Origin of the sequence: Hymenobacter sp. NBH84 (assembly GCF_014217645.1) — a bacterium.
Lineage (GTDB): Bacteria > Bacteroidota > Bacteroidia > Cytophagales > Hymenobacteraceae > Hymenobacter > Hymenobacter profundi.
The window spans coordinates 4,204,661-4,222,329 of sequence record NZ_CP043644.1 but is presented as its reverse complement, the minus strand read 5'-3'; the positions used below and the strand labels follow the sequence as shown (position 1 = coordinate 4,222,329).

Sequence of the window (17,669 nt, the reverse complement as noted above, 5' to 3'; positions counted from 1 at the left end):
GGGCTACCTTACCCGCGTGTTCAGTTTACTGTGCTTGTTGCTGTAGCCGAAGTAGATAGCCAACCCGATAATCAGCCAGCCAAAGAACAGCATCCAGTTGCTGATGCCGAGCTGGGTCATCAAATACAAGTTGGTGAGCAGCCCTAGCACCGGCAGCAGCGACAGGCGTTTAGTGAAGGAAACCACCGTCAGCCCCACGCAGAATAGCAGGAACACAAGCATCGGAATCTGGTGGCGGAACTGCTCGTAGTCGCCGCTAGTTATGGCACCCCAAAACTCGTTGATAGCCTCTTGGTTGTACTGCCACAGGCCCACGGCGGCGGCCAGCAAGATCAGGCCCACGGCGTAGCGGCCGCTGAGGTAGGGCACCTTGAAACGGGCATCGGATTGGCCGTGCGGGTCGATGATGAGGATGCCGCCGCACACCAGCGCAAACGCGAACAGGGTGCCGATGCTGGTGAGGTCAATCACCAAATCCATGTTGAGCAGCAGGGCCGGTACGCCCACAAACAAACCCGTGACGATGGTGCTGAACGAGGGCGTGTGAAACTTAGGGTGCACCCGCGCAAACACCGGCGGCAGCAGCCCGTCGCGGCTCATGGTCAGCCAGATACGCGGCTGCCCGATCTGGAACACCAGCAGCACGGAGGTCATGGCAAACACCGCCGACACGGCCACCACGCCTGCCAGCCAATCGACGCCTACCTGCTTGAACACGAAGGACAGCGGGTCGCCTACCCCCAGCTCAGTGTAGCTCACCATGCCGGTGAGCACCAGCGTAATCACCACGTAGAGAATGGTGCAAATCACCAGGGCGTAGATCATGGCGCGGGGTAGGTCGCGCTGGGGGTTCTTGCACTCCTCGGCAGTAGTGCTGATGGCGTCGAAGCCGATGTAGGCGAAGAACACGGCCGACACACCTTTCAGTACGCCGCCGATGCCGTTGGGCGCGAAGGGCGTCCAGTTGGCGGTTTTCACATAAAACGCGCCTACCACAATTACTACCCCTACCACGGCCAGCTTCAACAATACCAATAAGTTAGAAGCCGTTTTTGATTCCTTGATGCCGATGTACACCAACGCTGTCACGAGCACCGTGATGATGAACGCAGGTAGGTCGCAGACCAGCTTGAAGTCGCCGAGCAGGATAGGCGCGGTGCTCCAGATACGGTAGGCTTCCTGCTGGGCGGCGGTGGCCTCCGTGAGTGGCCGGCCGGCTAGCATCAGGTCCAGCACGGCGTGGTAGCCGGCGTAGGCACTTTGGGTTCCTAAGGTCAGATAATCAGGAATATGCAGGCCTACGCCATCCAGCAAACCGGTAAAGTAGTCGGACCACGAAATGGCTACTACAATGTTGCCCACAGCGTATTCCATAATTAAGGCCCAACCAATAATCCAGGCGGCCAGCTCGCCAAACGAGGCGTAGGCGTAGGTATACGCCGAGCCCGACACCGGGATGGTAGCCGCAAACTGCGCGTAGCACAGCGCCGAAAACGCGCAGGCAATAGCCGTGAATACAAAAAGCAGCGACACGGCCGGGCCACCGTCGTGCGAGGCGTTGCCGATGGTACTGAAGATACCAGCGCCAATAACGGCGGCAATACCCAGGGCCGTGAGGTCGCGCACGGAGAGGTGGCGCTCTAAGTGGCCTTCCTGCTCGCCGCCTACCCCAGCGTGGGCATCGGCAGGCGGGTTTGATTGAAGTTGGGCAATACTTTTGCGCCGGAACAGGCCGGCAGTGCGCGTTGGAGGTAGCGGAGTAGGCAATGCGGTAGAATCGGTTTTGGAGGGCAAAAGATACTGAATAAATGCGGCGGACGCGGCGCGGCAGCCCAGACCAGATTGATCCTCAAGGCAAAAAGAATTTTTGACAGCGCGTGTGGAATTCAGCGGCGGGCGGCATCTTATAATTCCCAGGGCTGAAACTCTGGGAACTAGAGCCGGCTGTATACTACATCTTATACTCTATGCCCACGCCCACTATCACCATCCCTACCCCCTGCCACGAAAATTGGCAGCACATGACATCTACCGCCCAAGGCCGCCACTGCGCTGCCTGCCAGACCGTGGTAGTCGATTTCACTCACTTCACCGATACCGAATTGCTGGCCTACCTCAGCCAACCCAGCGGGCTCCCTACCTGCGGGCGGTTCCGGGCCGAGCAGCTTGGGCGGCCGTTGCGGCTCGCAGTGGCAGTTACTGCGGTTTCGCGGTGGCGGGCGTGGCTGGCGGCAGCCGTGGCGGTGTGGAGCCTACGCGAAGCGGCCGCGCCGGCCGTGCGAGCGCAAGTGCCCACGGAGCAGCGGGAGCCGACGGTTAGCACATCTGATACCTTATTCTTTCGGGGCCGGGTTCGTCATATAGGCAGTGCTGATGTGATTCCAGGGGCAATCATCCTACTGCAGAAAACTTCCTTGACTACAACAGCTGACTCAACTGGGTACTTTGAGTTACGAATACCGCCAGGAACCCAGCAGTCCTCTGAGGTATTGGTGGTATCAGCCCTAGGATACAAAAGCGGACTGTTTAGCGCTATCCCTAATAAATCGCTCAATATTGCTCTAGAAGCCGACATTGAGGTAGTGCGCACGATCATAATGGGAATGATACCTTCCTATTCAACTCCAACCCATTCACCATCCTGGTGGCAGCGCGTGAAGCGGCCGTTTCGGCGGTAGTAAAGTTCTGTTTCACCAAACCTTTTCCCCCGAAAATCCTTTATGCGGGGATGAAGAACCTGCTGCTCGCTACCCTCCTATTACTCGGCACACTGTCTGGCTGCGCCGTGAAGCCGACCAACCGCTACGACGTTTTCACCAAAACCGCCCAACTGCCCCAGGAAGAAGCGCCACACGAGCGCAACTCCTTGGAATGGTGGTATTTCACCGGCCACCTGCGCGACAAGACTACCGGCGAGGAGTTTGGCACGGAGTACGTATTCTTTCACTTCAACATGAATGGTAAGCAGGACTGGCAGATGGTCAACTTTGCCGTGACGGACCCTAAGGCCCAGCAGTTTCGCTACGATTATAAGGTGCGCCGCCTGCCTAAGCTGCTGGCCCCTACCCTACCCATCGGCCTGACCATGCAGAAGAAGGCCCAGCAGTGGCAGCTCACGGGCCAGGAGGGCCGCTACCATTTGCAGGCGCGCATGGCCCGCTACGCCGGCACCGCCATCAACCTGACCACCACGCCCACCAAGCCCGTGCTACTGCACAGTGGCACCGGCTACGAGAACTACGGCGGCAAGGCCACGGCCGGCTACTATAGCTACCCGCGCCTCACGGCCACCGGTACCATGGAGGTGAATGGCCAGCTGCACGAGGTAGAAGGCGAGCTGTGGTACGACCGTCAATGGAACTGCAACTCCGTGATGGCCAAGGACGCCGGCTGGGACTGGTTCAGCATTCAGCTGGATGAGCCCAAGGAGGATTTGATGCTCTATCAATTATTCAACCGTGCCACTGGCGAATCGGTAGGCGGTGGCTCGCACTACTCGGCCACCGCGCAGAACACCCACCTCGACGAGACTGATTTTGAGTTGGAAACCCTGGCCGAATGGACCAGCCCGCACTCCCACAAAACCTACCCTAGCAAGTGGCGCGTGCGCATCCCCAGCCAGGGTTATGATTTGGTTGTAGAGCCCGTGATGCAAGATCAGGAGTTGAGTATCAAGCTCCTACCCGGCGTAAAGATGAATTATTGGGAAGGCATGTGTCGCGTATCGGGCACGCACTACGGCAAGCCCGTCACGGGCCGTAGCTACGTCGAAATCACCAATCGCAAGGAAAAGCAAAAGGTGAAAGAGGCAGTAGCTAACGCAAGTGACGGAGTGACGGAGCGGCAGAATGATTGAGTGAAAACAGATGTCATCTTGAGCGCAGCGAAGGACCTTCTCACGCATGAACGACCACCATAATAATAGTTCGTGTGTGAGAAGGTCCTTCGCTGCGCTCAGGATGACACACTTTTATTATTCACCACTCACAACTTCACTATCTACTACCCATTCAGCACAATGCGGAAGGTAGTACCCTTCCCTACCTCCGACCACTTCACGAAGAGCTTGCCTTTGTGATAGTTCTCGATGATGCGCTTGGCCAGCGCCAGACCCAGGCCCCAACCGCGCTTTTTGGTGGTGTAGCCGGGTAGGAACACCGAGGCCATCTTGTGCTTGGGAATGCCCTTGCCCGTGTCCGTGATATCGATGGCAATCTGGTTTTTGCTGCGCACCGGCCGGCGCAGGTGAATGTGGATGCTGCCCCGGCCATCCATGGCATCCACGGCGTTTTTGCAGATGTTTTCTACCACCCAATCAAACAGTGGCACGTTTACCTGGGCAGGTATATCGGTGGGTAGGGAGGTAGTAATGGTGAATGTGACCTTGCGCGACACCCGGCTCTGGAGGTAGGCAATGGCGTTTTGCGTCACCATCAGAATGTTCTCGTCCTTGAGCACCGGCACCGAGCCGATGTTGCTGAAACGCTCCGTAATAATTTCCAGCCGCCGGATATCCTTGCCCAGCTCCTCCACAATCGGCTCGTCCTTAAAACGTTCCGACTCGCGCAGATAGGCCTGCCAGCCTACCAGACTGCTTAGGGGTGTACCCAGCTGGTGAGCCGTTTCCTTAGCTAAGCCTACCCATACCCGGTTTTGCTCGGCCCGCCGCGACGAGCTGAACGAGAAGTAGGCAATAACGGCCAGGCAACTCACTACCGCCAACTGTACCAAAGGGTAGGTTTGCAAACGATCGAGCAGAGCGGAATTTTTGTAATACAGGTAGTTGCGCAAGCCTGCTCCCAGCTCAATTACGATGGGCGGGTGCTTTTCCTTCATCTCCAGCACCTGCTTTTTCAGGAATACCTGGCGCTGCTCGTCATTCAGCCCCTTGGGCACGTCCACAAACTTGTAGTCCACCACGTCGCCGTCGTTGTTCACCAGCAACAGCGGGATGGTTTTGTTGAGCTGAATGATTTCGTCGAACACGAACGTGGTGTTGGCGTCCTCTACCTCCATGTTGATGATGAAGCGCAACGCCTTAGCATAGAGGTCAATCTGCTGCTGTTCGCGCTCAGCCAAGCGACTCACCAGAATGTTGGTATACAGCACGGTAGCCACTGCAATCAGTAGTGCGCTGGCCAGTACTACCAGCTTGCCGCGGGATTTTTGGTCGTAGATCGGAATCAAGGAAAGGCGATGGAGCCTGGCTCCGGGTAGGTGAGACAACGAAGGTAGGAACTCGACGGGGGTTGCCGTGGGTCGCGCCGGCCTACCCCTGCGGTGTTATCCAACCAAAACCTGACAAAAATCATCCACCGGAGCCCATAGAAAAGAAGTGCTATGAGTTGTGCGCACCTCAAAAAGCCCAAATAAAGCCGTTTTGGCACGGGTAAGCTGTTTAGAATAAAATAAATATGTACCTCTAGTAGAGGTGAATATTCTTCAAAAAGGCCGTTTTGCGGGGCTATACCCCCTTCTTTCAGAGAACTTGCTTCCGCCCGAACCTCTACTGGCTGCCTGCTGTTTTCAATCTATCGAATTGCGCCGTAATTTTGCGCCCTACGCTCCGCGTCAGTACCTGCTATGCTCCACCCGTTCAAAGCTGTCAGCCTCTCCTATAAAAAAGCGCCGCTGGAAATCCGCGAGCTTATTGCCCTGGACGAGGCCGCTTGCCGCCGCTTCTTGCACATGCTCCACCACGACCTGCACTTGCAGGACCTGCTGGTGTTGAGCACCTGCAACCGTACCGAAGTCTACTACGCCGCCGACCGCGACCAGAGCCCGGCTATTATCGAGGCCCTGACGCAGCTCAAGCAGCTTCCCGATGCTGCTGCCTACTACCCCTACTTCGATATTCTGGACACCTACGAAGACGCCGTGCAGCACTTGTTTGAGGTGAGCATGGGCCTCGATGCCCAGGTGGTAGGCGACTTGCAGATCAGCAACCAGGTGAAAATGGCCTACCAGTACTCGGCCGATGCTGATGCCGCTGGTCCGTTTTTGCACCGCTTGCTGCACACTATCTTCTTCACCAACAAGCGCGTGCAGCAGGAAACTGCCTTCCGCGATGGTGCAGCGTCTACCTCCTACGCCGCTCTGGAACTGGTAGAGGAGTTGACTGCTGATGTAGCTAACCCGCGCGTGCTGGTGGTAGGACTAGGCGAGATTGGCGCCGACGTGTGCCGCCACCTCGGCGACAGCCGTCAATTCTCGGACGTGACCATCTGCAACCGTACCCGTCACAAAGCCGAGCAGCTAGCCGCCGAATGTGGCGTGAAGGTGGTCGATTTTGAAAACCTGACCCAGAGTCTGCGCGAGGCCGACGTGGTCATTTCTTCTATTGCCCGCGACACGCCGTTTTTCACCCGCGAGCTAGTAGCCCACTTAGATGTGCTGAGCTACAAGTTCTTCATCGACCTCTCGGTGCCGCGCAGCATTGAGGCGGAGGTGGAAACGGTGCCCGGCGTGCTGGTGTATAATATCGACGCCATTCATAGCAAAACCTCAGCAGCGCTGGAACAGCGCTTGGCAGCCGTGCCGCAGGTGCGCGCCATTATTGCCGAGAGCATTGCTGGCCTAGGCGACTGGGCCAAGGAAATGATGGTATCGCCCATCATCCAGAAAATCAAAGGCGCCCTCGAAACCCTACGGCAGGAAGAACTGGAGCGCCATCTCAAAAAAACCAGCCCCGAGGAGGCTAAGCGCCTCGAAGATGTGACCCGCTCTCTGATGAACAAAGTGCTGAAGCAGCACGTGTTGCAACTGAAAGCCGCCTGCAAGCGCGATAACGCCGACCAACTGGTAGACGCCCTCACGGAGCTATTCGACCTGGAAAACCAGCCGACTACGGCGTAGGGTAGCAAGTTGGTGAGTTAGTAAAATAGTAAGTTGTAAAGACGTCTGTCATCCTGAGCGCAGCGAAGGATCTTCTCACGTGAGAACGACAGTCAGAACAACGGCTCGTTCCCGCGTGAGAAGGTCCTTCGCTGCGCTCAGGATGACAGACGTCTTTACAACTTACTATCTCCTTCAAAACACGAAAAGACTGCCCATGAGCAGTCTTTTTTCTTGTCCTTCTGTGCAGAGAGGTTAAATCGCGTCGCAGCAGTCTTCCAGCGAATCGATTACGTCCAGCAGTTTGGGGATGGAGAGCGAGTAGTAGATTTTGGTTCCTACTTTGAAAGACGACAGGATGCCCCGGTCTTTCAGGGTGATAAGGTGCTGAGAGGCAATAGCCTGAGGCAGATCGAGCGAGCGGTAGATTTCCGTTACGGTCATCTTGTCCTCTTTGCCCAGCAAGTCAACGATGGCGAGGCGCTTGGGGTGAGCCAGCACTTTCAGCATCGCAGCGGCCTTATCTACTTTCTTGGATTCGACGCGCGAGAGCAAAGGTTTCATAGTATGGAGTAGAACGTGGATCGGGCGGTTCATCACAAGGTCATTGCCCGGAATATGCGTAATACGCTATTTCACCCTTGCAAAGTTCCTCATAAAGTAGTAGGTGTCGGAAATTTGTACGTCAACGAAGCGCACGAACCAGAACAGCCTTTTTTATTTCGCTGGCACAACTGTTGGCTACCGGCATATAGCCCCCGCTATTGGCTGGGCGGGCAGTACCGAAGTAGCCATTTCTTCTGTTTTGCGTAACCCAATAGCAGGTTGTGTGTTCCTATACGATACGGTTGTTTCACCGCACCCACTCCCGCAAGTTTTTTTGCCTATGACCCTTACTGAAATTTTGCATTACCGCTTTCTGGGCAACGACGTCCAGACGTACTTGATTGCCCTAGGAATTCTGCTGTTTGGCTTGCTGTTTAAGAATCTGATGTCCAGGCTCCTTACCAAGCTCTTGTATCGCTTTGTGCGGGGCAAGTCGGAGGGCGTTACGGAAGACCAATTTCATGCCTTACTGATTCAGCCTGTATCGCTGGTTATCTTCTTCATCAGCATCTATTTGGCTTTTCAGGTGTTGGATATTCCGGTGCGTAGCGCCGAGCTGGCCCGCTCCGACCCGTGGTACGAAGTGGCTATTTTCCGGCTGTACCAGATCTGCATCATCACCAGCATTGCCTGGATTATCACCCGTTTCATTGACTTTTTTGTGCTGGTCTTTCTGCGCCGGGCCGAGGCGTCCCCGCGCGTTGCCAACCAACTGGTGCCCTTTGCCCGCGACCTGCTTAAGTTTCTGGTAGGCGCAGTGGCCTTCCTCATTATCCTAGGCAAAACGTTTGGGGTAGACGTAACGGCGCTGATTGGTGGTTTGGGTATTGGTGGTCTGGCCGTGGCCTTTGCTGCCAAAGAGAGCCTGGAAAACCTTCTGGCTTCGTTCACCATCTTCCTCGACCGCCCCTTTATCGTAGGCGATTTGGTGAGCGTAGGCGATATCACGGGTACCATCGAGCAGATTGGCTTCCGCAGCACGCGCCTGCGCACCGTGGAAAAAAGCTACGTAACGGTGCCCAACAAATCTATGATTGACAAGCCGCTGGACAACCTCTCGCTGCGCACGGCTCGTCGGGTGTTCTTTATGATGTCGTTGCAACAGGGCACCTCCAACGACCAATTGCACAGCATAGTCAACCAAGCGTTTGAGGCCATCAACACGCACCCACTCATTCAGCCCGATGCGCAGGTGAAATTTACCTCGCTTACATCCAACTCCAAGGATATCCGCATTCAATACTACGTGGCTACTGACAGCTACGACGAGTACCTGAACGTGATGGAAGAAATCAACTTCAAACTGGTAGAGATAGTGGAGCGCAACGACAGCGCCTTTGTGGACACTACCCGCCTCACGACTACCGCCTCAGGCAGTGGCTCCAAAGCCCTACCCCGCAGCCTACAGCCCAACCCCGATGGCTCGTCGGTAGCTAGTTCATAACTCTATAACAAGCTGATGGCTGCTGGCCGTTAGCTGTTGGCTTTCGTCACAACGAAAAAACCAACAGCTAACGGCCAGCAGCCATCAGCTTGTTATAGAGCGAATTATCGGTTGCCGTTTAGCAGGCCGCCCAGCACATTACCCATGCTACCGCCCATTAGGCTACCCAAGCCGCCACCGCCGGCGCTACGGGGAGCAGAATTGGGCTGCTGCCCCAAGCCACCCAAGATGGAAATCAAGGAGCCCAAGCCGCCGTTGCCAGCGTGTGAGCCTTGGCGGGGTAGAGAGCTGGTATTATAGGGGTTGGTTACGTCGCTCATAGAGCCGCCCAGCACGTTGCCCAGCAGCGAGCCACCCATCAGGCCGCCCAGGATGTCGCCGAAGCCACTGCCCGACGTATTGCTATTCATCAGGCCGCCTACCGTATCCGAGGAGTTGGTAGCGGCGCCCGTATTGCGATTCGTCACTTTAGACAGAATCATAGGCGCCACCACACCCAGCAAGCCCGACAGCAAGGCACCTTTTGGGATTCCCACGCTAGAAAGCTTATCGGAGAGACCACCCAGGAAGCTCTGCTTGGTTGGGTCGTTGGCATCGTGCGGCACTTGTTCGGCCTGGTCTACCACTTGCTCCAGCACTTGCTGCTGGCCGGCGTTTACCTGCAAGTAGGCTGCTATTTTGTTGATCATAATCTCCTCATCGTTGGTATACGACCCGTCAGCACGGGCAAAGCTGATGAGGTCAGTTATGAGAGAGAAGCGTAAGTCGCTGCCGCGCAGGGCGTCCAGGTTTTGCTGCACACTTTGGTTGGTAGAGTCTTTAGCCGCCGCCAGCACCTGCTGGGTGCCTGCATCGCTTAAGCCAGCGGCTTTGGTAAGCTGGTGCAAGAAATTTTGCTCGGCAGCAGATGCTTCGCGGTCAGCGGAAGACAAGCTGGCAATAGCACCCAGGTAGGCCACTTTTTCCGGCTCAGAATAGTTTTGCAGAAGTTGAGAATTGCTCATGTGAGGACAGGGAGAAGAGAAACAGCAGGAAAAATCCTTGCTATCCTCAAACGGGAATATTTAGGTGCGAGTTATGCGGGCTCTGTCATGTTGAGTGCAGGGAAGGACCTGCTCACGGTAGAACGATGGACGTGCCCACAAATCGTTCTACCGTGAGCAGGTCCTTCCCTGCACTCAACATGACAGATGCAAATAGCTTAAAACTCAAAATATTCGCCGGGCTGCGGCTGCGCAGCGGGTTTAGGAGTTGATTTCCGGGGGACCGTAGCGGGACGGGTATCGGCTTCGCCCGTGCTGGGGCGAGTGGTAGGCTGCAAGATGCGGCCCAGTATGCCCGGCCGGGTAGTAGTGGGCCGCGGTGCGGCCGCAGGGCTGGCTGCCTCGGGCCGCGCCCCGGTTACCAGCTGCGCGCGGGCGCGGTCGTAGCGCACCGTGAAATCCTGCTCGTTGCCGCGCACAGCCAGCAGTAAGCGAGGTCCGGTGGGCGTGCCCCCGGCCGCATCGGGGCGACGCAACAGCCCCGGCAGCAGCGGGATGCTGAGGTGGTAGTCCATCTGCTGATCGAAAGTGTGCGTCCCCGTCACCTGAATAAGGGAAGCCGTGCGCACGTTAGATCGTATATCCATCTCCGGAATATACACCGTACGGCTCTGCACGTAGAGGCTGTTTTTAAGCTCGGCGAAGCGCAGGTGGCGCAGCTGCTCCCGGTTGGCCACCATCGAGAGTTTTTGCAGCGGGGCGAAATTATTCAGCTCGCCGTTGCGCACGGTGGCTTTCACCTCGGCTTCTAGCCGGTCGGTGAGGGGGTAGAGGGCGCCGTCGAGGTACACGTCGGAGTCGATTTGGGCGGTGAGCTGCCCGCGCAGGTGTCGCGCCGTGATAAAGTGTTGTCCAAAATCCTCAAATACATAGAACAAGCTGTCTAGCGGCACTTGCGTGCAGGTGGCGGTGGTGCTTACCTTCACAAGATTGGGCCGGCGCACATCTACGGTACCACGGATGCTGGCCCGCCCACCCGCCGCCCGTACCGACAGCGCCGGCGAAGACACAATTTGATTGCGCAGCCGCACAGTGCCATGTAGCTCGCGCCCACGCAGTCGGCGGAAGCGCAGGTGGCGCACGTTGGTCTGCACATCCAGCGCTAGGGTAGCGGGCAATTCCAGGGCATATTCGCCGCCAGCGCGGCCACCTCGCTTGGAGGTAGACACCGCAGTGGGTAGGCGCAACAACTCATCAAAATCCCACAGACCGGAATTTACCTGAGCCTGAATTAGAAGCGTCTGACGCGGTGTAAGCAGCCAGCTCACGGTATTTTTCAGCGTCCCGTTCACCCGGAAATCAGAGCGGCCCAGGTAGCCGGTCAGGGACTGCATAGTTACGTTGTTGCCGCGTAGTTCCAGACGCCCATTTAGGCGGCGCAGGGGCTGCGAGTAGGCCCGTAGCTGCACGGCCACATCGTGCAGCGTTAGCTCGCCGCGGGCATTTGTTGCGCGCCCGGCGCGCAGCTGCGCCACAGGCCCGGCCACCTGCAACGAAAGCTGAGCCGTACCCGTGGCCCCCCGCACGGCGGCCACCGGAAAAAACCGCGTGGCCCGCGCCATATCGAGGTCGGCTAATAATTGCAGCTGCACGCTGGGCTCTTGAAAATCAGAATAGCGCAGGCTGCCGCTAAACGGCCGCCCGCCTAGTTGACCACGTACGTTGCGCAAATCCAGCACGGCCGTACGCACCGAGTGAGCGGAACCGTTGGTGAAAGCGCCAGTCAGAAACACGTGCTCTGCCTCCTGCTGGTACTGCGGGTGGTAGAAAGCAGCATCGCGGCAGCCAAACTGGAAATCAAGCCGGGGGTTGACTTTCGTAGAAAACTCACCGCGCACCGTTCCGCGGAAGTATACCTCGCCGCGGCTACGGTAGCCGGCCAGCCGGTGGTTGAGGCGGGGCGGCAGCAGTGCCAGCAACGACTGCACATCCGTCTGTCTACCTTCTAACCGCAAATTCAACTTAGTAGCAGGGTAGTAGCCAATGGTACCCGCTACACCATAGGTAGCCTGCCCAATCCGAATTTCAGAGGGTAGCACAGCAATTTGCTGGGTCTGGCGGTTGATGCGCAGATGGGTCGTCAGCATCAGGTCCTTCTCCTGAAAATACGCATCCTCCACCACTCGTAGGGCTTGCACGTGCGTTTCTCCCTCGGCCCGTACGGTCACCTCCTCTCCTTTCACGCTTAGGGTAGCGCGCATCTGGCGCGTGTGCCCCGCAAACTGCTGCTGGCGGCTGGCATCCACATACGTCACGCCAATGCGCCCCAACTGAATACCTTCCAGATCGAAGGCAAATGGCTCGTCTGTTGCCGAGGCAGCTGTGTCCATTTGCAGTACATCATAGTTCGGTCGCCCCTGCGCGTCGAGGCGCACAGCTACCTGCCCGTCGGTGAGCGTGACGGCCCGCACACGGTAGCGCCGGGCCAGCAGGTCCCAGGCATCGAAGGCGAAATACAGCCGTTGGGCACGGGCCAGGGCAGTGGTATCGTGGGGTAGGGAGCCGGTTACCACCACGCGGTGCATGGTGATGGCCACACGCGGAAACTGATCGAACAACGACAGTTCAATCTTCCCTACCCGCACAGGTGTGCGCAGATACTGGTTGGCCTGTTGCACAAATAAGCCAATGATGCGCTCCTGCCCCCACCATAATGCTGCTGCGCCGCTTCCCAGCACCAAGAAACAGCCTGCGAACAAAAAAATGAAAAATTTTTTCAGGTGAATCGGCACCACAAATTTTCTGACAATGAATCGTTTGAGTCTTTTTCTAACTCAAAACCTAAAAAAACTTACCCGAAGTTCGGTAAATATGTTGTGTAATCGAAAACGACCCGCCATATTTGCAGCACCAAACGGCACAACGCCACGAGGGAGATTAGCTCAGCTGGTTCAGAGCATCTGCCTTACAAGCAGAGGGTCACTGGTTCGAACCCAGTATCTCCCACCAAAAAGGACAGTCAGAAATGACTGTCCTTTTTTTATTTTCGGCGCAGTAGGCTTTCTTTACAGTTTAGCAAAAATGGGGCATACTTCCTTTGCTGCTGATTCCTATCCCTTAGAGGGTACAAAGCGGCTGCAGCCCTTGTTATCTTAGCTTGTTCCATTGTCTGTTTTCTCAAGTGTAGTGTCGGTTCGTGTGCAACAACGCTATTATCAAATACTTAGCGTAAGCGGCTTTTTTGGGTTGCTTCTGCTACTTGGGCTATGGCTACACCGCGACTACGGCGTATCCGCCGACGAGCCTAATAACCACTTGAATGGACTAGTGCAGATTAAATATGTGGCGCAGCTATTATTTCCAGAGAAAGTGCAGCAGCAACCCGCCGCCGCCCTGATTCCAGATATTAGGCAGTTCAAAGACAGTGACCACGGCGTGGCGTTTGAATTGCCCCTGGCGGTACTCAGCTTTGTTTTTACGCATAATGATTCGCGGGCCTTTTACTTCATGCGGCATTTGTGCAGCTTCTTCGTGTTTGTATTGGGCGTATATGCGCTTTACACGCTGGCGCGATGGTATCTAGCTGATTGGCGTTGGGGTTTACTTGCTGCTATGCTGCTTGTAGTTTCGCCTCGTTTTTTTGCTGAGGCCTTCTATAACTCCAAGGATATCGTATTTATGGCCTGCTTTACTATGAGCATGGCGACCTTGGCTTATGCATGGCAACGGCCTACCACTGCCCGGATCTTACTACATGCGTTGGCAACGGCACTTGCTATTGATGTGCGTGCACAGGGGTTGCTGATTTTTCTCTTCTCGCTGCCACTTCTGCTACTTGCATCTCAACCGACAGCGCAACAGAGTCCTTTCAAGATGGTAGCGCTGTATGTTAGCGCCAGCCTTGTATTAATTGTGGCCGGCTGGCCTTATTTGTGGTCGCTCTCATTGGCAGAGTTGTGGCAGGCGTCGGATAAAATCAGTCATTATCCTTGGAACGGTCCGGTACTATATTTGGGGCATGTATTTCAGGTACCTATAGAGCAACTGCCCTGGCATTATATTCCGGTTTGGCTGTTTGTGACGACTCCAGTAGCCTACAGTCTCGCCGCCTTCCTAGGTCTTATCGGGGCTTTCGCGGCTCTGCTACGCGCGAAATGGCTGACTCTCCCGCGTGGCATTGACCTGCTGGCCCTAACCTGGCTGCTACTCCCAATCGGCATTGTTATCGTGTTTCGCCCTATCGTCTATAACGGGTGGCGACACCTATATTTTATTTATCCCGCCTTTCTCTTAGTAACAGTACGCGGGCTACGCTTGCTTTATCAGGCAGCCAAAGACTTCCCTATTATTTGGCGAGCATCTGCTTCGCTGCTTTTACTGGGTACGGGTGCTGAAACGGGCTATACGCTCTGGCGCATGGCCAAGGCGCACCCGTACGAGAACGTATATTTCAGTTTCTTATCACCCCAAAAGGCTGAGCAATTGTTTGAGCTAGATTATTGGGGCTTATCCTACCGAGAAGGCCTAGAATGGGTGCTGGCGCATGACAGCGCTCAAATAATAACGTTCTGTGGAAAAGGCGGTTACTTAGAAAACAACAGTTTATTACTGCCTATCAAACAGCGGGCTCGGCTGCATTTTGTACCCAGCGATACATACGCTTCGCCATCGGAAAAAGCACGATACTTCTTAACAGCCTACCATTATTATGGCGGAAAGGCCCAACACTATCCTGTCGATCCTGGTCAGGAAGTGTATACTATCTACGCCGATGGTTTGAGAATCTTCTCAGTATTTCGGCACTAATTCAAACGCATCAATTAGATAAGCTGGAGAGGACGTTGATCCGCCTATCCCTATACCACACAGCACATTTTTCTCAGCTGCTCACACAGTTCGCACGCTATGCCCTTGTTGACTGCCGCACGTTGGTCTGCTATTACTCGTTGGAAAACGGTAATTGTACTGCTATTTTTCAGCGCTATACTAATGCTAGGCCTTTCGGTATACCGCGACTACGGCGTGTCGTGGGATGAGCCCGTAGATCGGGCAAATGGGGCAGTCAATCTAAAATACGTGGCCGAGCGCTTGGCGCCCCAGCTGATTCGTCAGAATGCTGCCTACGCCTCTATTCCGCCCCTCGCAAATTATTCTGATAATGACCACGGTGTGGCATTTGAACTGCCATTGGCAGCGCTGGGTGTACTTTTTGCGCGGGGTGATTCAGCAGCCTACTACCATCTGCGACATCTATTGATTTTTGTTCTGTTCTGGGCAAGTTGCTGGTCCCTGTATGGAATAGCCCGACATTGTGTTGGCAGTTGGCTTTGGGCACTGCTTGCAGTGGGATTATTGGTGCTCTCACCCCGCTTTTTTGCCGAGGCTTTTTTCAATGGCAAAGACATTGTATTTATGGCCTGTTTCACGGTGGCGATGTACACCTTGGTTTGGCTGCTGGTCCGCCCTACCCTAGGGCGGATTATGCTACATGCCCTGACAACTGCTCTGGCAATTGATATGCGGGTTCCAGGCTTGCTAATCATAGGGTTTACGATAGGCATGCTGGGGTGGCAATGGCTGGCGCGCCCTTCTCATCGGCTGGTATGGCTAATCGTTCTTTATGTGGCCCTGACCGCAGTGGGCGTTATTATCGGCTGGCCTTTTCTCTGGGAAAACCCCTTAACTAATTTTTGGTGGTCTTATCAGCACCTCAGCCATTACCCTTGGGGAGGCTACAGCTTGTATTTCGGCCAACTTATCGATAGTCATGTACCCTGGCATTACTTACCGGTTTGGATAATTATCACGACGCCCGTTCCCTACCTACTGGCCGCGTTAGTGGGAATAGTTGTTAGCAGTAGCCACTTATTAAAAGAGCGTTTGACCTGTATGAGCTTCGCGAACCAACTCAATTTACTGCTGATAGGTTGGTTTCTTGGGCCGCTGTTGTTGGTAATTATCTTGCGCTCTACCTTCTATGATGGCTGGCGACATCTATATTTCATTTATCCGGCATTGGTGCTGTTGGCCGTGCAGGGAATTCGCTGGCTGATGCACGTCGCCCACCGACCAAAGTCCATTCGCTATGTGGCGCTTGGAGTATTGCTGCTAAGCTTAGCCGAAACAGTGCACACGGCTATTCGCATGGTACAAATGCATCCCTTTCAGCAAATTTACTTCAGCTTTCTGTCCCCCCAAACTGCCGAGCGTCTCTTTGAGCGTGATTACTGGGGCCTTAGTTATTATCAGGGCTTACAATGGTTGATAAACCATCAACCTGACAATACTCCTCTCTCTGTCAGTGCACCTGTGTTTACACCTATCATTGCTAATAGTCTACTGCTTGCTTCCACTGAACAAGCACGTTTTAAAATTCATCGAGAGCCGCAAAAGGGCCGCTATTTCATAACAAACTACCGCTGGCACCCCCAAACATATGCCGATAGCCTGGGTAAGGAAATCTATTCTATTCGGGCGGAAGGCATCAAGATCTTGTCCATCTTTGACCGCGAGGCGGCTCCCAGTACCAAGACACGGTAAGCCTTTCGTTCCGATCTTTGTTGTCTAAGAGCATGCATAGTTCGCACGCTTTCCGCTAGTTTCTTTTGCCGATGCCTCTATTTGAAGTACACAACGCCCAGCAGGTACGTCAGTTTCTGGACCTGCCTACCCGCCTGTATCAGCAGTATCCGGAGTGGATTTCGCCGCTCGATCATGAGATTGAAGCGGTGTTTAGTCCGCAGAAAAACCGCCTGCTACGCGAGGGCAAAGGCGAAGTCGTACGCTGGATTCTGACTAACGATGCCGGTACCGTTATTGGCCGGGTAGCGGCTTTCACCAATAGCGCCCTACCCCAAGAGATACCCAACTTGCCTGTGGGTGGCATGGGCTTCTTTGAGTGTATCGACGACCAGCAAGCCACCAATACGCTCTTCGATGCTTGCCGCACGTGGCTGGAAACCCGCGGGATGGCGGCCATGGACGGCCCCATCAACTTTGGAGAACGGGACCGGTTCTGGGGCCTGCTCGTGGATGGCTTCACGGAGCCCAATTACGGGATGTTCTACCACCCGCCCTACTACCAGAAACTCTTCGAGCAATATGGGTTTCAGGTGTATTTCAAGCAGTACACATATGATATTCCGACGGATATCAAGCTGCACCCCAACTTTGCCAAGGTAACCGACCGTTTCACCCGCGAAGAGCCTGACTACCGCTTCGCCTACGCCGACGCCAGCGACTCGGAGAAGCTGGCCCGTGATTTTCACCATGTGTACTCCCTGGCCTGGGCGCGGCATTCCGGCGTCAGTGATATGTCGCTGGAGCAGGCGCGCAACATTGTGCGCGAGATGAAACCCGTGCTGGATGAGCGCTTACTGTGGTTTATTTACTACCGCGACGAAGCTGTAGGCTTCTTCATCTCCCTACCCGAGCTGAATCAGATTTTCAAGCACGTGGGTCGCAAGCTGGATACGCTGGGCAAGCTGCGTTTTCTGTGGGAGAAGTATCAGTACCAGCGCCGCCAGCCTAAAAAGGCATTCGGGGTGATTTTTGGGGTAATACCGGAGCACCAGGGCAAAGGAGCTGAGTCGGCTATGATTTACCAGGCACAATCCGTGTATCAGAATGCCGGCTATACCAGCCTGGAAATGAACTGGATTGGGGACTTCAACCCCCGTATGATGGCCGTATGCCGCTCTATTGGCGCCCGCATCGTGAAAACGCACGTCACCTATCGTCTCCTTTTCGACGAAACCCGTCCCTTCGAGCGGTGCCCCATTATTAGGTGAAGTGGTGAATTT

The 17,669-nt window shown here is 55.2% G+C and carries 12 protein-coding genes and 1 tRNA gene; 8 read left to right on the top strand and 5 right to left on the bottom strand.

Annotated elements, in window-relative coordinates; genetic code table 11:
* Positions 1 to 3: 3 nt before the first annotated feature.
* Positions 4 to 1,713: an amino acid permease gene (locus F1C16_RS17725; protein ID WP_219733531.1), complete on the bottom strand. Its 1,710-nt coding sequence runs from the start codon at positions 1,711 to 1,713 to the stop codon at positions 4 to 6.
* Positions 1,714 to 1,967: 254 nt separating this feature from the next.
* Between F1C16_RS17725 and F1C16_RS17720 the strand changes: the two genes are divergently transcribed.
* Positions 1,968 to 2,678, top strand: a complete 711-nt coding sequence (locus F1C16_RS17720; protein ID WP_185281922.1) for a carboxypeptidase-like regulatory domain-containing protein — start codon at positions 1,968 to 1,970, stop codon at positions 2,676 to 2,678.
* Between the two features lie 50 nt (positions 2,679 to 2,728).
* Complete coding sequence (locus F1C16_RS17715) at positions 2,729 to 3,856, top strand: lipocalin family protein (protein ID WP_185281921.1); 1,128 nt, start codon at positions 2,729 to 2,731, stop codon at positions 3,854 to 3,856.
* Between the two features lie 146 nt (positions 3,857 to 4,002).
* Here the strand turns inward: F1C16_RS17715 and F1C16_RS17710 are convergent, their stop codons facing one another.
* Positions 4,003 to 5,187, bottom strand: a complete 1,185-nt coding sequence (locus F1C16_RS17710) for an ATP-binding protein (RefSeq protein WP_185281920.1) — start codon at positions 5,185 to 5,187, stop codon at positions 4,003 to 4,005.
* Positions 5,188 to 5,583: 396 nt separating this feature from the next.
* Between F1C16_RS17710 and hemA the strand changes: the two genes are divergently transcribed.
* Entirely contained in the window at positions 5,584 to 6,855 is a 1,272-nt protein-coding gene (hemA, locus tag F1C16_RS17705; RefSeq protein WP_185281919.1) for a glutamyl-tRNA reductase, read from the top strand.
* 234 nt (positions 6,856 to 7,089) lie between these two features.
* Here hemA and F1C16_RS17700 read toward each other — a convergent pair whose 3' ends face one another.
* Positions 7,090 to 7,398 carry a helix-turn-helix transcriptional regulator gene (locus tag F1C16_RS17700; RefSeq protein WP_185281918.1) on the bottom strand — a complete coding sequence of 103 codons (309 nt, stop codon included), beginning with the start codon at positions 7,396 to 7,398 and terminating at the stop codon, positions 7,090 to 7,092.
* A gap of 322 nt (positions 7,399 to 7,720) precedes the next feature.
* On the opposite strand from F1C16_RS17700, the gene F1C16_RS17695 reads away from it, so the two are divergent.
* Positions 7,721 to 8,884: a mechanosensitive ion channel family protein gene (locus tag F1C16_RS17695; protein ID WP_185281917.1), complete on the top strand. Its 1,164-nt coding sequence runs from the start codon at positions 7,721 to 7,723 to the stop codon at positions 8,882 to 8,884.
* A 104-nt stretch (positions 8,885 to 8,988) separates the two neighbouring features.
* Here the strand turns inward: F1C16_RS17695 and F1C16_RS17690 are convergent, their stop codons facing one another.
* Together F1C16_RS17690 and F1C16_RS17685 are read right to left on the bottom strand one after the other, a co-directional pair.
* Entirely contained in the window at positions 8,989 to 9,888 is a 900-nt protein-coding gene (locus F1C16_RS17690) for a TerB family tellurite resistance protein (protein WP_185281916.1), read from the bottom strand.
* A gap of 197 nt (positions 9,889 to 10,085) precedes the next feature.
* Positions 10,086 to 12,626 carry an AsmA-like C-terminal region-containing protein gene (locus F1C16_RS17685; protein WP_185281915.1) on the bottom strand — a complete coding sequence of 847 codons (2,541 nt, stop codon included), beginning with the start codon at positions 12,624 to 12,626 and terminating at the stop codon, positions 10,086 to 10,088.
* A 172-nt stretch (positions 12,627 to 12,798) separates the two neighbouring features.
* Here F1C16_RS17685 and F1C16_RS17680 point away from each other — a divergent pair.
* The 4 genes from F1C16_RS17680 to F1C16_RS17665 all read left to right on the top strand — a co-directional run bounded on the left by F1C16_RS17680 (position 12,799) and on the right by F1C16_RS17665 (position 17,657).
* Positions 12,799 to 12,876, top strand: a tRNA-Val gene (locus tag F1C16_RS17680).
* 156 nt (positions 12,877 to 13,032) lie between these two features.
* Entirely contained in the window at positions 13,033 to 14,673 is a 1,641-nt protein-coding gene (locus F1C16_RS17675) for a hypothetical protein (RefSeq protein WP_185281914.1), read from the top strand.
* A gap of 99 nt (positions 14,674 to 14,772) precedes the next feature.
* Positions 14,773 to 16,407, top strand: coding sequence for a hypothetical protein (locus F1C16_RS17670; RefSeq protein WP_185281913.1), 1,635 nt, complete (start codon positions 14,773 to 14,775; stop codon positions 16,405 to 16,407).
* A gap of 71 nt (positions 16,408 to 16,478) precedes the next feature.
* The gene (locus F1C16_RS17665; protein ID WP_185281912.1) at positions 16,479 to 17,657 is read left to right on the top strand and encodes a hypothetical protein; all 1,179 of its coding nucleotides are present in this window, start codon (positions 16,479 to 16,481) and stop codon (positions 17,655 to 17,657) included.
* Positions 17,658 to 17,669 lie beyond the last annotated feature (12 nt).